The 16,147-nt window shown below is 62.9% G+C and carries 14 protein-coding genes; 11 read left to right on the forward strand and 3 right to left on the reverse strand.

The window, feature by feature from the left end; translation table 11 throughout:
* The first annotated feature begins 310 nt into the window (after positions 1–310).
* A complete protein-coding gene (locus HRQ64_RS12370; protein WP_248308207.1) occupies positions 311–997 on the forward strand; it encodes a sugar transferase in 687 nt (228 codons plus the stop codon).
* A gap of 13 nt (positions 998–1,010) precedes the next feature.
* Here the strand turns inward: HRQ64_RS12370 and HRQ64_RS12375 are convergent, their stop codons facing one another.
* Entirely contained in the window at positions 1,011–2,321 is a 1,311-nt protein-coding gene (locus HRQ64_RS12375; protein ID WP_172123514.1) for an SLBB domain-containing protein, read from the reverse strand.
* 130 nt (positions 2,322–2,451) lie between these two features.
* Between HRQ64_RS12375 and HRQ64_RS12380 the strand changes: the two genes are divergently transcribed.
* The 8 genes from HRQ64_RS12380 to HRQ64_RS12415 all read left to right on the forward strand — a co-directional run bounded on the left by HRQ64_RS12380 (position 2,452) and on the right by HRQ64_RS12415 (position 10,720).
* Positions 2,452–4,065: a Wzz/FepE/Etk N-terminal domain-containing protein gene (locus tag HRQ64_RS12380; RefSeq protein WP_172123515.1), complete on the forward strand. Its 1,614-nt coding sequence runs from the start codon at positions 2,452–2,454 to the stop codon at positions 4,063–4,065.
* Positions 4,062–4,838: a CpsD/CapB family tyrosine-protein kinase gene (locus HRQ64_RS12385; RefSeq protein ID WP_172123516.1), complete on the forward strand. Its 777-nt coding sequence runs from the start codon at positions 4,062–4,064 to the stop codon at positions 4,836–4,838. The genes HRQ64_RS12380 and HRQ64_RS12385 overlap by 4 nt, the downstream gene beginning before the upstream one ends.
* 386 nt (positions 4,839–5,224) lie before the next feature.
* The gene (locus HRQ64_RS12390; protein WP_172123517.1) at positions 5,225–5,725 is read left to right on the forward strand and encodes an acyltransferase; all 501 of its coding nucleotides are present in this window, start codon (positions 5,225–5,227) and stop codon (positions 5,723–5,725) included.
* Positions 5,722–6,759, forward strand: a complete 1,038-nt coding sequence (locus HRQ64_RS12395) for a Gfo/Idh/MocA family oxidoreductase (RefSeq protein WP_127753371.1) — start codon at positions 5,722–5,724, stop codon at positions 6,757–6,759. The genes HRQ64_RS12390 and HRQ64_RS12395 overlap by 4 nt, the downstream gene beginning before the upstream one ends.
* Positions 6,756–7,859 carry a DegT/DnrJ/EryC1/StrS family aminotransferase gene (locus tag HRQ64_RS12400; protein WP_172123518.1) on the forward strand — a complete coding sequence of 368 codons (1,104 nt, stop codon included), beginning with the start codon at positions 6,756–6,758 and terminating at the stop codon, positions 7,857–7,859. The genes HRQ64_RS12395 and HRQ64_RS12400 overlap by 4 nt, the downstream gene beginning before the upstream one ends.
* Positions 7,849–8,565, forward strand: coding sequence for an acyltransferase (locus HRQ64_RS12405; RefSeq protein WP_172123519.1), 717 nt, complete (start codon positions 7,849–7,851; stop codon positions 8,563–8,565). Before HRQ64_RS12400 ends, HRQ64_RS12405 begins: the two co-directional genes overlap by 11 nt.
* A complete protein-coding gene (locus HRQ64_RS12410) occupies positions 8,565–9,539 on the forward strand; it encodes an NAD-dependent epimerase/dehydratase family protein (protein ID WP_172123520.1) in 975 nt (324 codons plus the stop codon). Before HRQ64_RS12405 ends, HRQ64_RS12410 begins: the two co-directional genes overlap by 1 nt.
* The gene (locus tag HRQ64_RS12415) at positions 9,536–10,720 is read left to right on the forward strand and encodes a DegT/DnrJ/EryC1/StrS family aminotransferase (protein ID WP_172123521.1); all 1,185 of its coding nucleotides are present in this window, start codon (positions 9,536–9,538) and stop codon (positions 10,718–10,720) included. The genes HRQ64_RS12410 and HRQ64_RS12415 overlap by 4 nt, the downstream gene beginning before the upstream one ends.
* On the opposite strand, the gene HRQ64_RS12420 is transcribed toward HRQ64_RS12415, so the two are convergent.
* Positions 10,717–12,270: an O-antigen translocase gene (locus tag HRQ64_RS12420; protein WP_172123522.1), complete on the reverse strand. Its 1,554-nt coding sequence runs from the start codon at positions 12,268–12,270 to the stop codon at positions 10,717–10,719. The genes HRQ64_RS12415 and HRQ64_RS12420 overlap by 4 nt on opposite strands.
* A gap of 897 nt (positions 12,271–13,167) precedes the next feature.
* On the opposite strand from HRQ64_RS12420, the gene HRQ64_RS12425 reads away from it, so the two are divergent.
* Together HRQ64_RS12425 and HRQ64_RS20500 are read left to right on the forward strand one after the other, a co-directional pair.
* Positions 13,168–13,962 carry a response regulator transcription factor gene (locus HRQ64_RS12425; protein WP_127753376.1) on the forward strand — a complete coding sequence of 265 codons (795 nt, stop codon included), beginning with the start codon at positions 13,168–13,170 and terminating at the stop codon, positions 13,960–13,962.
* Between the two features lie 359 nt (positions 13,963–14,321).
* On the forward strand, positions 14,322–14,930 hold the full coding sequence (locus tag HRQ64_RS20500; protein ID WP_164854832.1) for a BTAD domain-containing putative transcriptional regulator: 609 nt from the start codon (positions 14,322–14,324) through the stop codon (positions 14,928–14,930).
* Here HRQ64_RS20500 and lhgO read toward each other — a convergent pair.
* Positions 14,927–16,123, reverse strand: a complete 1,197-nt coding sequence (gene lhgO / locus HRQ64_RS12435; protein ID WP_172123523.1) for an L-2-hydroxyglutarate oxidase — start codon at positions 16,121–16,123, stop codon at positions 14,927–14,929. The two genes, HRQ64_RS20500 and lhgO, sit on opposite strands and share 4 nt — an antisense overlap.
* Positions 16,124–16,147: the final 24 nt, after the last annotated feature.

The raw sequence follows: 16,147 nt of genomic DNA on the forward strand, positions 1-16,147 counted from the left end.
TCGGGCGCCAGCGGCAGGCGGAAATGGCCTAGGCCGAGCCGCACCCGTAACTCCTTGAGGGTACTTAAACCTACGGAAACCCTCGCAATTATTGATACGAAGCCGACTTCACCTAAGGCGCTCGGAGCTTGTTGGGGTTCCTCTCTGCGACAGCTTAATCCCCTCGGCGAGTTTTGCCCCCGTGTGGGAGGTCCTAACGTCCCAGCACGCAGGAACTGCATCCGCATGAGCTTTGGCGGCAACAACTGCCCCGGCTGCCGCCACTCGCCAACATCGGCATCTGGCGCCTGCCATGCAACAAGCGAGGCCTATGATGTTTGACAGTTTCGTCGGCAAGCCGGCCAAGCCCGGTGCCGGTGTCGCCCCCAGCAAGCGCCGGCTCGCCCTCGCCCGCCGCTTCTATCAACCAACCAAGCGCCTAAGCGATCTGGTGTTGGTACTGGTGTTCGGGCCACTGTTCCTGCCGCTCATCGCGATGCTTGCCCTGCTGGTGCGCCTTGATGGAGGGCCTTCATTTTATCGCCAGCCGCGCCTGGGGCGTTACGGGCGCGTGTTTCGGCTGGTTAAGCTTCGCACCATGGTGGTGGATGCCGATGCCGCGCTGGCCCGGCATCTCGAGGGTGATCCAGCAGCACGCGCCGAATGGGCCGCAACGCAAAAACTGCGCCGCGATCCGCGGCTGACACCCATTGGCGGCTTCCTCCGCCGCTATTCGCTCGATGAACTGCCCCAGCTCTGGAATGTGCTGATCGGGGAAATGAGCCTTGTCGGCCCGCGTCCCATGCTGCCCTCCCAACGCCCACTTTACCACGGCACCGCTTATTTCGACATGCTGCCGGGACTGACCGGCCTTTGGCAGATCAGCGAGCGCAATGACTGCTCCTTTGCCGCCCGGGCCGATTACGACACGCGCTACGGGCAAATAGCCTCAATCGGCACTGATTTCCGCATCCTTTGGCGCACGGTTGAAGTCGTGTTCCGCGGCACCGGTTGCTAGGCTGCCGCCTTTCCTAGGGAATGATGGCGAGGTCCACCGGGGCCGCCGTGCCGCCGGGCGTCTGCGCTGGTGATCGTCCCGGTAGTTGCACCTCCAGCGCTACCCGCACCAGGTCTCCCGGCACCAACACGCTGGCTTCACTGGCGTCCAGCGACACTGTTTGCTCCCCTTCCTGGCGCAATATGGAATAGCTGATCCCCGTTTTCGCCGTCTGGGCCAGCGTGGCGTTGGCGTCGAAATCCATCGATTGGCGCAGCATGCGCATCGTTGCTGTTTGGTTGAGCATCAGCTTTTCCAGCGTCGCCTGCTGTTCTTGCAATTGCGCCGCAGCATAGGATTGCTGCTCGTCCTGCAGCTTGGCCAAGTCCCGCTCGGATCGGTTGAGATTTTCCCGCGCCGACATCGTGGCAATGACATTGTCGAGCTTGTCCGAGCGCAGATCATCAAGGATACGCTCCGCATCGGTCAGCCGCGCCACCGTGGAAGCACCTGCGGCCAGCAGCGTCTTGAGCGAATCCACCTGCTGTTGCGCCCGCTCGATCTGCTGATCGATTGCGCCCGACTTTTGCTCCAGCGCATCGATCTCGGCTTTGTAGAGTACGGCCAACTGCTCCAGCCCCACCTGCTGGCGCAACAACTCGTTGGTGTGAGCGTCAAAGATGCGCCGCTCCTGCTCCATAATTTCGGCCACCACCGGATCGGCAGAGTTGAGCGTGGGGTCGAAGGTGATCTCAGGCTCGCGGGCAAATTCGGCCTTGAGCCGCGCCAACCTCGTCGTGGTGCGCAGGATATCGCGGCTATAACCCTCAAGGTCCCACTGCAGCTTGATGGTTTCGGACAAACCCGAGGCGCCCTCGATCCGCTGCTCGCCCCCTGCCAACGCCATGGCCTGGATCACCGTCATCCCGGGACGATAGCTGTATGCGCCAGGCGCTTCGACATTGCCCACCACATAAACCGGCGGATATTCAAGCACCTGCACCGACGCATTGGGCGCATCGAGCAGCCCCAGCTTGGTCTGCAGCAACTCGCCGATGCGCGTGCCAAGATCCTCCGCGCTCAGGCCCGAGACATCCATGGAGCCCAGCGTCGGAACCGCTAGCGACCCATCGGGCTCGATCACGAACTCTCCGCTCACTGCGTCCCAGCGCTTGTAGTCGCCCGTTGCCGGAACAAACTGCACCACACTGATCCTGAGCTTGGTCAGCGGGGCAAGTGGCGCCGGCGCCGCCATCGCGGTGGAGGCGAGCGAAACACCCGCCAGCAGCACCGCCAGGCGCATCCGGCGCCGTATCGCCAGCGAGAAATCGTGCAAGTTCAACATGGTTGGGCCCCGCTCCAGCAGCATTGCGTGATCGTATCGCGAGGCAGGGGCAAAAGAACCAGCTACAGCGGCTTAGCTCCAGCGGCGTACCATATCCCCGGTCTCACCCGTGTTGGCGATGGAGCCGCTGATGAGTCGCGCTCTAGGTTCAACGCCAGACAGTTTGGCTGAGGCGCCGCTGCAGACCGGTCGGGTGATTGACGTGAATGCACTGAGCAATATCGACTTCAGATTTTATCTATCCCTCTTTATGCGGCGCTTGCCGCTTTTCCTGATCGTCCTGGTGATCGCGACAAGCGCCGGCGTGATCGCCACCGTGTTGCGCCCCATCGTCTTTCAGGCCACCGCTCGCATTCTTGTTGAATCCCCGCAGATCCCGGCAGAACTCGCCAAGTCCACCGTGCCTACCGGCGCGGCCGAGCAGTTCCAGATCATTCAGCAGCACGTGCTTTCGCGCGACAATCTGCTCGCGCTCGCCGACCGACTGGCGCTCTATCAGGGCCGCCCACCAATGTCGCGCGCCGAAACCTATGACGATCTGATCCGGCGCCTCGAAATCGCGCCCACCCATATTGAAAGCGGCACCGGAGCTGTTGCCACCGTATTCCGGATAGCCTTCAAGGCGGGCGACCCTGATAGCGCCGCGAACTTCGTCAATACACTCGTGACCCAGATCCTCGACAAGGACATCCAGCTGCGCACCGGTCGCGCCACCGACACCGTCACCTTTTTCGATGGCGAAGCGGCGCGGCTCGATCAAGCCCTGCGCGAAGCGGACAGCAGGATTCTTGCCTTCAAGAACGAGCACATCGACGCACTGCCCGACAGCCTCGACTTCCGCCGCGAGCAGCAAACCGTTGAGCAGCGACGCCTTTTGGTTTTGGCGCAGGAAGAATCAATGCTGCGCAAGCAGCGCACAGACCTCGAATCCCGCCCGCTGGAACTTGGCGTACTACCGACTTCCCCGGTAGAGCAGAACCTCCAGGCGCTGCGCCAATCGCTGGTTCAGCAGCAGGCGCTGTTTGCCGAAGACAGCCCGACCATCAAGGGACTGCGTGGCCGTATCGCCGCTATCGAGGGCGATCTTGCCGGAGCCAGCTCTCAACCCGGCTCCGACCGCCCCACCAACGCGCGCCAGTTCCAGATCGCTGACATCACCGACCGGCTCGCCGCCATCGCTCAGGAGCGCGAGCAGGTCCAGCGCAAGATCGCCGATCTCAGCGCGTCCATCGCCCGCACCCCGAGCAATGAAACCCGGCTCAATTCGCTCCTGCGCGATCATCATAACCTGCAGGCGCAATACGACCTGGCTGTAGCGCGCCTCGCCGAAGCATCCACGGGCAAGCAGATCGAACTGCTGCTAAAGGGCGAACGGCTTTCCCTGATCGAAAGCGCGGTCCCGCCGCGTAACTTCCAAGGATTTGGCACCCGCATGCTGCTGTTCGCCAGCCTCATTGTCGGCGTGCTGGCCGGTCTTGTCGCCGTGGTCGTGCCGGAGTTCTTCAACCGTCGCATTCGCCGTCCAGCCGAGCTCACATCTCGCTTGCAGATCGTCCCCTATATCACTGTTCCCTATATCGAACGCCGCATTTTTGATCATCGGCGCCTCGCAATGAGCGTCGCGGCGACTCTCACCATTCCCGTGGTGCTGCTGGTCGCCGGCATCTATCTTTCTCCGCACAAGAACATCATTGGCCAGACCCAGGCCGCGACTGCCTCACCCTTGCCGGGAGTTCAGCCATGACCATCGAAGCCGAACGCCACGCCGCCGCGACGACTTTCCCGCTAAAGCCCACGGGCGCCGGTTCCCTTGCCTGGTCGCAACTGACCGACCTGCCAGTGGACCCGCGCTGGCTCACCAAGCAGAAGATCGTTTCCTTCCAGCGCCGGCACAAGGCTGCTCTCGCCTTTGACATCTTGCGCACCAAACTGCTCAAGGCCGCCCGCGAGCAGGGCTGGAAAACGCTGGGCATCACCTCGCCCGATGCTGGCTGCGGCAAGGCGACCATTGCGGCCAACCTGGCGATCAGCCTGACCAAGCACGAGCAGGTCCGCGTCGCCCTTGTGGATATCGACCTGCGCCGGCCAGGCATCGCCCAGATCTTTGCCCATAAGAGCCGCTACAGCACCGAGGAATTCCTGCGCGGCGAATGCCTGCCCGAAGACTTCCTGGTCCGCGTCGGCGACAATCTGGCAATTGGCGCCAGTTCCGACTCAACCGGTTACCCAGCCGAACTGCTGCACGGCCCCGGTGCAGCCCAAATGCTCGAACGCTTGCGCCAGGGACTGGGCGCCGACATGCTCATCTTTAACCTGCCTTCCATGCTGGAAAGCGATGACTGCCTGGGGCTCTTGCCCCAAGTGGAAGCCGCACTGCTGGTGGTTGGCGCCGACCACAGTACCGTCGATGACATTGATGTATGCGAGCGGGAGTTGCGCGCCCAAACCCGCATGCTCGGCGTCGTGCTCAACAAGTGCCGCTACGCCTTCGACCAGAACGTGAACTTCCAGCTTTAGCGCAGTCCCGGCCCTGCCGGACCGCGGCCCCGCGCCCCGCCACGGCTCGTTTGACGCGACCTCCCCATCGTTTCCCATCCACATCTCGAACAAGGTGCGGCTTGCCACGTCCACCGCAGAGTTCCACGGCGACCCATAACTATCCCGACGGGAGTGCCCCGCTCAAAGGACGGGTGCGGACCTCGGCAATAAATCCTTAAGCTTACGGGGCACGCGCCGACCAATAGCCCCGGCAGCGATTTTAGCTCGCTGCCCGGAAAGGCAGCTAACTCGCTAGCTCGATTAGCAAATTGCCCATCGCCCAGGGATCGCTAGCTTTGCCGGAAGTCGAGCACTGCGCGCAGCAATCACTGCCTTCACCCGCTCGCCATCTCAGGGGTAACCACATGCTGACGCGCGTCCAGCTCGAAGACGGGGTGATTATCCGACAACCCGATCTGGTCAATCTTTACGACTGCTGCATCGGTGCCGGCACCCGCATCGGCGCTTTTGTCGAGATTCAGAAAAACGCGGTCGTGGGCCGCAACTGCAAGATCTCGAGCCACAGCTTCCTCTGCGAAGGCGTCACCATCGACGACGGCGTGTTCATCGGCCACGGCGTGATGTTCACCAATGATCTCTTCCCCCGGGCCACCACCGCCACCGGAGAGCCGCAGGAAGGCGATGACTGGACGGTGGTGCCCACTTTCGTGCGCCGCAACGCCTCGATCGGCAGCAATGCCACCATTCTCGCCGGCATCACCATTGGGGAAGGCGCCATGATCGGCGCCGGCGCCGTGGTGACCCGCGACGTGCCCGCCGGAGCGGTGGTGGCGGGCGTGCCCGCGCGCCCCCTCGCCGCCTCCGCCCAACCCGCCCAACTGGATACCGGAAGGCTGCAACAATGATCGGCGTCGGCGTTATTGGCTATGGCTATTGGGGTCCCAACCTCGTTCGCAACTTCTCGGATATCCCCAGTGTCGATCTGCGCTGGGTATGTGACCTGCAGACCGAGCGGCTGGCCCGGCTGCGCCTGCGCTATCCGGCGGTCAGCATCACGGAAGATCTCAACGATGTGCTCTCCGATCCCAAGGTGGATGCCGTAGCCATCGCCACCCCCGTTTCCACCCATTTCGATCTGGCCATGCGTGCCCTGCGCGCCGGCAAGAGCGTCTTTGTCGAAAAGCCGATCACCGCCACCGCCGAACAGGCGGAGCGCCTCATCGAGGAAGCCGACCGGCGCGGCCTCGTCGTCGCGGTCGATCACACCTTCATCCACACCGGCGCCGTCAAGAAGCTTCGCGAGGTCATCCAGAAGGACCTGGGCCAAGTCTACTACTACGACTCCGTCCGCGTGAATCTTGGGCTCTTCCAGCACGATGTCAGCGTGGTCTGGGACCTCGCGGTCCACGATCTCTCGATCATGGATTACGTGCTGGGCGTACAGCCGCGCGCTGTTTCGGCCACTGGCATCGCCCATATCGCCGGCTCACCCGAAAACATGGCCTATCTCAACCTGCATTTCGACACGACGCTGATGGCCCATATCCACGTTAACTGGCTGGCCCCGGTCAAGGTGCGCCGAACCCTGGTGGGCGGCAGCAACAAGATGGTGGTCTACGACGATCTCGAGCCCAGCGAGAAGATCAAGGTCTATGACAGCGGCATCACGCTCGACCCCATGGCCCCTCGCGCCGGCGAGCAAAAGCAGCAGATGCGCATCGGCTACCGCGCGGGCGACATGTTCGCCCCCAAGCTCGACATCACCGAGGCGCTGGGCTCCGAACTCGCCGAATTCATCGCCTGCGTACAGCGCGGCACCAGCCCTACTGCCGATGGCGTAGCGGGCCTGCGCGTCGTCCGCATTCTTGAAGCTGCAACCCGCTCCATGGCGCAAGGCGGGACTGTGATCGAACTTGCCCCTCAACGAGTGCTGGCATGATCCCCTTTCTCAACCTGCGCGCACAATACGCCGCCATTCAGCCCCAGATCGAAGCCGCCGCTCTTGGCGTCCTGCGCTCCACCCAATATGTGCTGGGCGCCGAGGTGGAGGCGTTCGAGGAAGAGTTCGCCGCCTATTGCGGCACGCGCCACGCCATCGCGGTCAATACCGGCACCAGCGCTCTGCAGTTGGCGCTGCTGGCCGCCGGCATCAAGGCCGGCGACGAGGTGATCACCACGCCGTTCACCTTCGTGGCCACCGCCGCCGCCATCCGCTATATCGGCGCCCGCCCGGTCTTTGTGGATATCGATCCACGCACCTTCTGCATCGATCCCAATCTCATCGAGCGGGCGATTACGCCCCGCACCCGCGCGATCATGCCGGTCCATCTCTACGGCCAGATGGCCGATATGGACGCCATCGGCATGGTCGCCGCCAAGCATGGCCTTGCGGTCATAGAGGACGCTTGTCAGGCCCACGGCGCGACCACCGAGGGACAACGCGCCGGCAGCTTTGGCCTTTCCGGCTGCTTCAGCTTCTATCCCGGCAAGAACCTGGGCGCCTGCGGCGAAGGCGGCATCGTTGTCACCAGCAATGACCAGCAGGCCCGTCTCATCCGCATGCTGCGCGACTGGGGCCAGGACCGGCGCTATCACCACGTGCTCGAAGGCTACAACTTCCGCATGGATGCCATCCAGGGCGCGGTGCTGCGCGTCAAGCTGCGCGAGCTGGAGAACTGGACCGAAGCGCGCCGGGCCTGCGCCGGCGAATACAAGCAGCTGCTGGCCGGCGGCCCGGTGGAGCTCCCCTACGAAGCGCCGGGCCGCCGCCATGTCTGGCACATCTTCGCCATCCGCACCCGCGACCGCGATGGCCTGCGCGAAATGCTCGCCCGCGATGGCGTCGAGACCGGGCTCCACTACCCCGTCCCGGTGCATCTGCAGCCCAGCTATGTCGATCTGGGCCACGCGCCCGGCGACTTCCCCCAGGCCGAGGCGGCCGCCGCCACCGTCCTGTCCTTGCCCATCTACCCCGAACTCAGCACCCAGGAAGTCGAGATCATCTCCGATCTGGTGCGTCAGGATGCCTATGTCCATTGAAATGGTGGATACCCCGCGCATCGCCCGCTCGGTGCATGGCCGCCGCGAGATTGATCCCGGTCCCACCTTTGAAGACGGCATGGTCGGCTGGCTGCGCCAGCACTACCCGGCCTCAGCCGTACGCGACCTTTATGGCCGCTTCGCCGTTGGCGATGGCGACCTCGACGCCTTGATGCGCCAGTTCGTCTGGCGCAGCGCCGCCCGGCGCTGCGGGCCGGGGCTGCAGGTCGGCAGCCAGGCTGGCTTCAAGCACATCGAAACCTTCGAGATCGGCGCCAATGTCTTCATCGGCGCTGGCGCCTACATCCAGGGCCGGTTCGATGGCACCTGTATCATCGGCGACAAGGTCTGGATCGGCCCCCAGGCCTATTTCGACGCCCGCAATCTCGTCATCGGCGATTATGTCGGCTGGGGCCCCGGCGCCAAGTTGCTGGGCTCCCAGCACACCGGCCTGCCCGTCTCCGAGCCCATCATCGCCACCGATCTCGACATCCGCCCCGTGCGTATCGGCGCCGGCGCCGATATCGGCACCAATGCCACCATTCTGCCCGGCGTCACCATCGGGGAAGGCGCCATCATCGGCGCCGGTGCCGTGGTGACCACCGATATTCCCGCCTACGCCGTCGCCGCGGGTGTCCCCGCCCGCGTGCTGCGCTGGCGCAAGGACGACGACATCGTCCAAAACCCCAATCAAGGAGCGTCCTGATGCAAGGCAAACGGGTTCTGATCACGGGTGGAGCCGGCCTTATCGGCTCCCATATTGCCGATCTGGTCGCCGACCAATCTCCAGCCGAAATCGTCATCCTCGACAATTTCGTGCGCGGCCGCATGGACAACCTGGCCGCAGCGCAAGCCAAGGCGCCGATCCGGATCATCGAGGGTGATGTCCGCGACATCGCCCTGGTCCATGCCAGCATGGCGGGGATCGACACGCTCTTTCACCAGGCCGCCATCCGCATCACTCAGTGCGCCGAAGACCCGCGCCTCGCCCATGATGTGCTGGCGACCGGTACCTTCAACGTGCTCGAAGCCGCGGTGAAAGCCGGCGTCGGCAAGGTCGTTGCCGCCTCTTCCGCCTCGGTGCTCGGCGCCGCCGATCAGTTCCCCACCACCGAGCTGCACCACCCCTACAACAACCGCACCATCTATGGCGCCGCCAAGACCTACAACGAAGCGCTGCTGCGCAGTTTCAACGAGATGTATGGCCTGCCCTATGTCGCCTTGCGCTATTTCAACGTCTACGGCCCGCGCATGGATGTCTACGGTGCCTATACCGAGGTGCTGATCCGCTGGATGGAGCGCATCGCCAATGGCCTGCCCCCCATCATCATGGGCGATGGCACCCAGACCATGGATTTCGTGCATGTGCGCGATATCGCCCGCGCCAATGTGCTGGCCGCCGCAGCGCCCGCCAGCGACACCGTCTACAATGTGGCGAGCGGCACTGAAACGAGCCTCGCCGAGCTGGCCCGCACCCTCCTCGATGTCATGGGCTCGTCCTTGGCGCCGATCCACGAGCCGGCCCGCAAGGTCAACCCCGTCGCCCGCCGCCTCGCTTCAACCGAAAAAGCGACGCGCGAGCTGGGCTTCACCGCCGAAATCTCGATGAAGGAAGGCCTGCGCGATCTCGTCGCCTGGTGGCAGGCGAGCCGCGGCCTTGTCAGGAGCGATGTAGCATGACCGCCATCCGCCCCCAGCTTCCCGTCGCCAAGCCCGTGCTCGATGAACGCGAGGTCGAAGCCGCCCGCCGCGTCATCCTTTCCGGCTGGGTCACCCAGGGCCCCGAAGTCGCCCAGTTCGAGCAGGAATTCGCCGCCTATGTCGGCGCCCCCCATGCCTGTGCCCTCTCCAACTGCACCACGGCGCTGCACTTGGCGCTGATGGCCGTGGGCGTCGCCGCCGGCGACGAGGTGATCACCGTCAGCCATTCCTTCATCGCCACCGCCAACGCCGTGCGCTATTGCGGCGCCACTCCGGTCTTTGTCGACATTGCGCCCGGCACCTTCAATATCGATTCCGATCGCATCGCCGCCGCCATCACGCCGCGCACCCGCGCCATCCTCGTCGTGCACCAGCTCGGCATGCCTTGCGATCTCGCTGCGATCCTCGCCATTGCCCGCGAACATGATCTGAAAGTGGTGGAAGACGCCGCCTGCGCCACCGGCAGCGAAATCCTCTGGAACGGATCTTGGGAGCGCATCGGCCGCCCGCATGGCGACGTCGCCTGCTTTTCCTTCCACCCCCGCAAAGTCGTCACCACCGGCGACGGCGGCATGTTGACTACAGCCAGCCCTGACTTCGACCGGGCCTTCCGCCATTTGCGCCAACATGCCATGTCGGTGCCCGACACCGTCCGCCACGGCGCCCGCCAGGTGATCTTCGAGAGCTATACCGAGGTCGGTTACAACTACCGCATGACGGACCTGCAGGCCGCCATTGGCCGCGTCCAGCTCGAGCGTCTCCCCGGCATCATCGCTGATCGCCGGCGTCTTGCGGCTCTCTACACAAGCTTGCTCTCGGCCATTCCCGGTCTGCAACCACCGGCTGAGCCAGCCTGGGCGCGCAGCAACTGGCAGAGCTATTGCGTCACCCTGCCCACCCATGCCGATCAGTTGGCTGTTATGCAGGCCCTGCTCGATCGCGGCATCTCTGCCCGGCGCGCCGTGATGAACTCCCATCTCGAGCCCGCCTATGCCCGCAAGAACCTCCATCGGCAGGCCGGCTCGCTCGAGCACTCCGAGCACGCCCAGCGCACCGGGATCATGCTGCCGCTCTTTGCGCAGATGAGTGAAGACGATGTGCGCTTCGTTGTTGCGGAACTGGCCCAGATTCTCGAGCAGGTTCCCGAACTCGCGTCCTAAACCCCATCAACAGCTGACGCCGTCCGCGTCGGCTTCATCCCGAGCCCCACCCGTACCACCGTGGGCAACCAAGCGGGTATCCAGCGCTGCGGCAACAGCGCAATTAACTGGCTGAGTGCATACCAGCTCGCTCCGGCCGTCGCGATCGCCGCAACCGCAAAGCCGGGCCAGAATGGCAGCAGTTCCACTGCCGCCAGCACCGCGGCGCTCAGGGTAACAAACCCCGATCCCAGCACCAGGTTCTCGCGCGACCAGCGAAAGCCATCAAGGCTCCGCACCAGCCCATAGATCAGCATGCCGTGCCAGAGATAAAGCCCCACAAAGGCGATGCCTGCGCCGGCCAGGCCAACAAGATCGAGCAGCAACCAGGTCAACCCGACCTGCACCGTTGCCGCCGCGAGCTCCGTCCAGAAGAAGATCTGCTGCTTGCCCTTGGCTAGGATGATGAACCCCATCGGCCAGGCCACCACGCGCAACAGCATCCCGAGACAAAACCAGCGTAGCAACGGCACCGCGCCTGCAAACTCTGCTGAGTAAAACACCGCCATCACCAGCGGAGCCAGCGCCAGCGTGGCCAGCAGTCCAGGTCCCGCGAGGAGGAGACTAACCCGCGCCTGCTCGTTGACCATGCGTGTGCTGGCGACCTGGTCATCGGCAACCGCCGAAAGGCGCGGGTAAAAGTCGGTGCCCATCGCCTGGAGGATAAAGCCGACATAAATGCCCCCCAGCGCCCAGGCCGCCTGGTAGTTGCCGGCGGCATCCACGCCCAGTTCCTGCACCACGAGGATCCGGATAAGAAAGGCCGATCCGGCCATCAGCAACCCGCTAGCCATGAAGGCAAAGCCCAGCATCAACAGCCCCTTGGCCTCGGCACTAAACTCAGGCAGCGAAAGGCTGACCTCAGGCAGCGTGATTTTGCGGCAATACCATAGCGCAGCAATCCAGGTGGTCGCCGCCACCGCAATCAGCGACGGCACAATGCCGGCCTCCCCGAGCCAATATACCAGGGGAACCGCCACCACCGTGTTGAGCACCGCACCCACCACCGTCATCCTCGCTAGATCCCCGATGCGGCGACTGCCTTGGATGATCGCCATCGGTGCGCCCGCGAGAATCCGCAGCAGCACCGCTACACTCACCAGCATCACCGCGCCCGCATGCGCCGCCGTTCCAAAGGACAAGGTGGCGATCGGAACCGCAAAACCGATCAGCAAAACCATCCCCAGTACACCCAGCAGCAACGAAGCGCGCGCCAGCACTTTGGCCACGCGTGCAACCTTGAGTGCGTCCCCGGTCCCGCTGGCGAGTGCCACCTGCCGCACCCCGCTGGCCTGGATGCCCAACCCGGCAATGCTCGAGCCGAGGTCAATGATCACGTTGAACAGCCCGAACAGCCCCACGCCTGCAGGGCCCAGAAGCACAGCAAGCACTTTGAGACGCACTACGGACATGAGGATATTGATGACCGATGACCCTCCAATGAGGGAGGTTGATTTCAGAATCGCTCCATATCGGGTTTGCGCCCGATCATCCTCACTTGTATCGCTCACCACGGTTCCTGAAATATGCTGCCTTGTCCCATCAGGATTGCAGCCGCCAAGGCCAATGGGCAATCGCCCGAACTTGTGGTGTCGCGGCAATCGCTAGTCCAGAGGATCGGCCGTGCCCCGGTCTGCTAAAACATGTGGACTAGCGGGCCTGCTGCCACACCACCCGCGAGCGAACACTGCGTCGCATCAATTGTCAGTGGCCGCGCCGCCGGCCGCCACATGCCGTCCCAAACTGAGACACTCCCGCCACATGCGAAGCAGCGGTCCGTCAGTTATCCTGACCTTTATTGAGAGTTCAATCCATAATTTACTTGCTCATTGATCGCACAAATCAGCGAAAGCAAGCAACTTACAAGGACAACAGAGATATGATGATTCTTGTCGCCAGTATCTTTCCTGTGGCAATTCAGCCGCATCTTGCGCGCAATCTCGCCGACCGCGACGGGGAAACGGGCCGAAAAGCGCCCGCCCGATAGGAGGTTGCAACAAGCCATAAACCCTATGGCTCCTCGCTTACCAAGATAAGGGCCCACTGGGGAGTTGCCGGAACTCGGCCGCCCGAACAAACTACTCCGGTTCACGAAACCAGCTTAATTATCTGAAAATGCAACTGATTTCTCAAGAACGCCAGTTCGGCCCCACCCCGTGCACAAGAAAATCTCACCCAGTTTGACCCGCTTCGAAGAACTCCCGGCGGAACCCAAAGCAACCCCCCGGAGCGTTTTTCGGCTACTATTTTGGCCTACTAGCCTTACCGCACCCAAAATAATCAATTGCCAAGATACTTGCGCTCGTCTGGCTTGAGCCGCGAGTTTGTCACGGCTGTGTCACGACGGGTATGTTCCTTGGGAGCGTCCTAAGTTAAATAGGACTAAAAAATCATCAGTTGGGGCAATCATGTTGGAAGTCATCAACCACAAGGAAGAAGGCATCTATGCCTTCTGGCACACGACCCCGTCGCGCGATGCAGAGGGCCGAGACGGAATTCTCATCCTGGCGAACACTGGCGTGACATTCCAGAGTCTGCTCAAGGCCGCTCAGCAGTGCTTCTTGCGCGTCGGGGTAACCCTATCGAGTCAGCTGCCTGAGGACGCCACGGTTCCATACAAGCCGCGGCTGATCCTGCTGGACGCTCTCGCCTTTCGCAATATACCGGGCATGATCTCGCAATGCCGCGAGCGCTACCCGGACTCGCCCATCGCGCTTTTGGTCGAGAATGGCTGGAGCGAGGATCCGGCGCTGCGTGCTGTTGTGGCCGAACGCGCGATCCAGGGCCTTGTGCCCTTCAACCTCCAGATCAATGTCTGGCTAGCTGCAATCTGGCTCCTGCTTAATGGTGGCGAGTATTTTCCGAGCGTCGCCTCCCCTCGCTCAGCCGCGCGCGGCTTTCTGACCCGCCGCAGTCCCTCGAGTGGCCCGGAAGGAGCCACGGGCAGCGACACCGTTGGGGTACTGTCCAACCGGGAAGCCGAAGTGCTTGAGCTGATGTCCGACGGCTATCAGAACAAGATCATCGCGGCCAAGATGGAGCTGTCCGAGCACACGGTGAAAGTGCACGTGCACAACATCATCCGTAAGCTAAAGGTGCATAACCGCACCCAGGCAGCGGCTGTGTTTCGCTCGTTTGATCGACGACCGGGCTATGACACCCCACCAGCAGGCACCATGCCCGCTATCGTACGGACGCTATGAAGGGGCGTTAAAAACCCCTAGCGTGAGTAAATTGAAGTCCAGGCGGCCACGGACAGCAACACCAGTCAATCCGCGCAAACCACTACAATAATAGACTGACTGTTGCCGCGACCCATCCGCTACGATCACCGTCGTAAGGAGGGCCGACGAGTTAGGCGTGTCATAATTGCTAAACTACAGATCGTAAGCCGGAACCCGGGGGGGATATCATGTATGTGATAGACGGCCGAACGGCACAGGTGTCGATTTTTACCTTCGGAAATTGCCATGTGCAATCTTCGGGCAGGTTGATCAATCCACCGTTCAACTTGCTGCGAATTTTGGTCTACATCCTGCTTGAAGGACACGGAAAACCGGTTGTGCGACGGCGTATCGGCGATCTGATCTGGTCGGACAATGGCTCCGAACAGGCCAATGCCGATATCCGCCAAACGGTGGCGCGTATCCGCAAGTTCCAGGACGACAACAACTTCGAGTTGTTTTCTGCCGATCAACAGATGGCCTGGCTTAATCTGGACCAGAACATCTATATCGACTTGGCCGAATTCTTGGATATCGCCGCCAATCCCACCTCCAAGGGCTGCGTGCGGATGTGCGAGATCTATCGGGGGGAACTGCTGGAATCCCTGCGCTCGGCGGGCGAAGGGTTCGAGGAGTGGCTGGCCTTTCAGCGAACTGCCCTGCGTTACGAATTCATCAGTGCGGTCTCCCAGGCCATCGAGCTCGACACCGATCTAACGGCTCAGGAGCGCCATGCCTGTGCCACCCGCTTGCTGCAGATCGACCCATATCATGAGGGCGCCCACCGCGCCTTGATGTATGACGCGGCTGCCAAGGGCCAGTTCTCGTTCGTCAAGCAACTCTTCAATGATTGCAGCAAGCGGCTGCGGGAGGAGCTGGGTGTCGGGCCCGATGACGAAACAGTACGGCTTTACCGCGAACTGATCAGCAGAAGCCCTACCGCCTAGTTCGCCGCTTCGAGCACTTCGCGCGCGATGTGCTCGCCGATCGGCAGGGCCGATGTTGCTGCGGGAGACGGTGCATTGCACACATGCAGCATGCGCTCCCCCCGCAGCAGCAGGAAATCCTGCACCATGGTCCCGTCGCGCCGCACCGCCTGCGCCCTGATGCCCGCCGGCATCGGGGTCAGGTCTTGAAGGGTCAGCGACGGGCAGTACTTGCGGCACGCCTCCAGATAGCGCCGCCGGAACAGGCTATTGGCCATTTCCTCGGCGCCCGCCCGAAAATGGCGGCCCATCGTGCGCCAGAACCCCGGAAACCCCACCGCTGCCGCGATGTCGGGCAGGGAGACCGCGCCCTTGTTGTAGCCCTCGCGCGCCAGGCCCAGCACCGCATTGGGCCCTACGCTCACCCCACCGCCGATCATCGGCGTCAGGTGAATGCCCAGAAACGGCAAATCGGGGTCGGGCACTGGATAGATCATGGCCTTGACCACCTGGTCGCGCTGGCTGGCGAGCCGGTAGTATTCCCCGCGAAACGGCACGATGGCAAAGTCTACCTCAAGGCCGGCGAGGCGCGCCACCCGGTCCGATTGCAGCCCGGCGCAGGCGACCAACTGCCCTGCCGTGAACGGCACGCCTCCCGCTGACAACTCCACCCAGCGGCCGCGCGCCTGAATATAGTCCGCCGTGGTGGATAACCGGATCTCGGCCCCCGCTTCGGCCAACTCGGCCGCCAGCGCCGCAAGGATCTGCTTGTAGTCGACAATGGCCGAACTCCTGACCAGCAGGGCGCTCAGGCCGGTGATATTGGGCTCCATCGCCTCAATACCAGCGCGGTCGAGCAACTCCACCGCAATCCCGTTTTCCTGCGCCCGCTGGTGCAGCTTGGCCAGACGCTCCTCCTCAAGTGCATTGGTCGCCACGATCAGCTTTCCGCGTTCCTCAAAGGCAATGCCCTGCTCGCGGCAATATTGCTTGGTCCGCGCCATTCCCTCCTTGCACAGCCGGGCCTTGAGGCTCCCCGGCGCATAATAAATGCCCGAATGGATCACCCCCGAATTGCGACCTGTCTGGTGCTGTCCGAGGCTGGCTTCCTTTTCCAGCAGCACCAGCGTAGCGCCTGGCCGCTTGGCCAACAGCGCCTTGGCCGTCGCCAGGCCGACAATGCCGCCCCCGATCACACAGAAATCGTAATGCATGCTGCTCGGTCCGCTTTGGCGCGC

The organism is Devosia sp. 919, from assembly GCF_013185965.1.
In the GTDB taxonomy this organism is placed as follows: Bacteria; Pseudomonadota; Alphaproteobacteria; order Rhizobiales; family Devosiaceae; genus Devosia.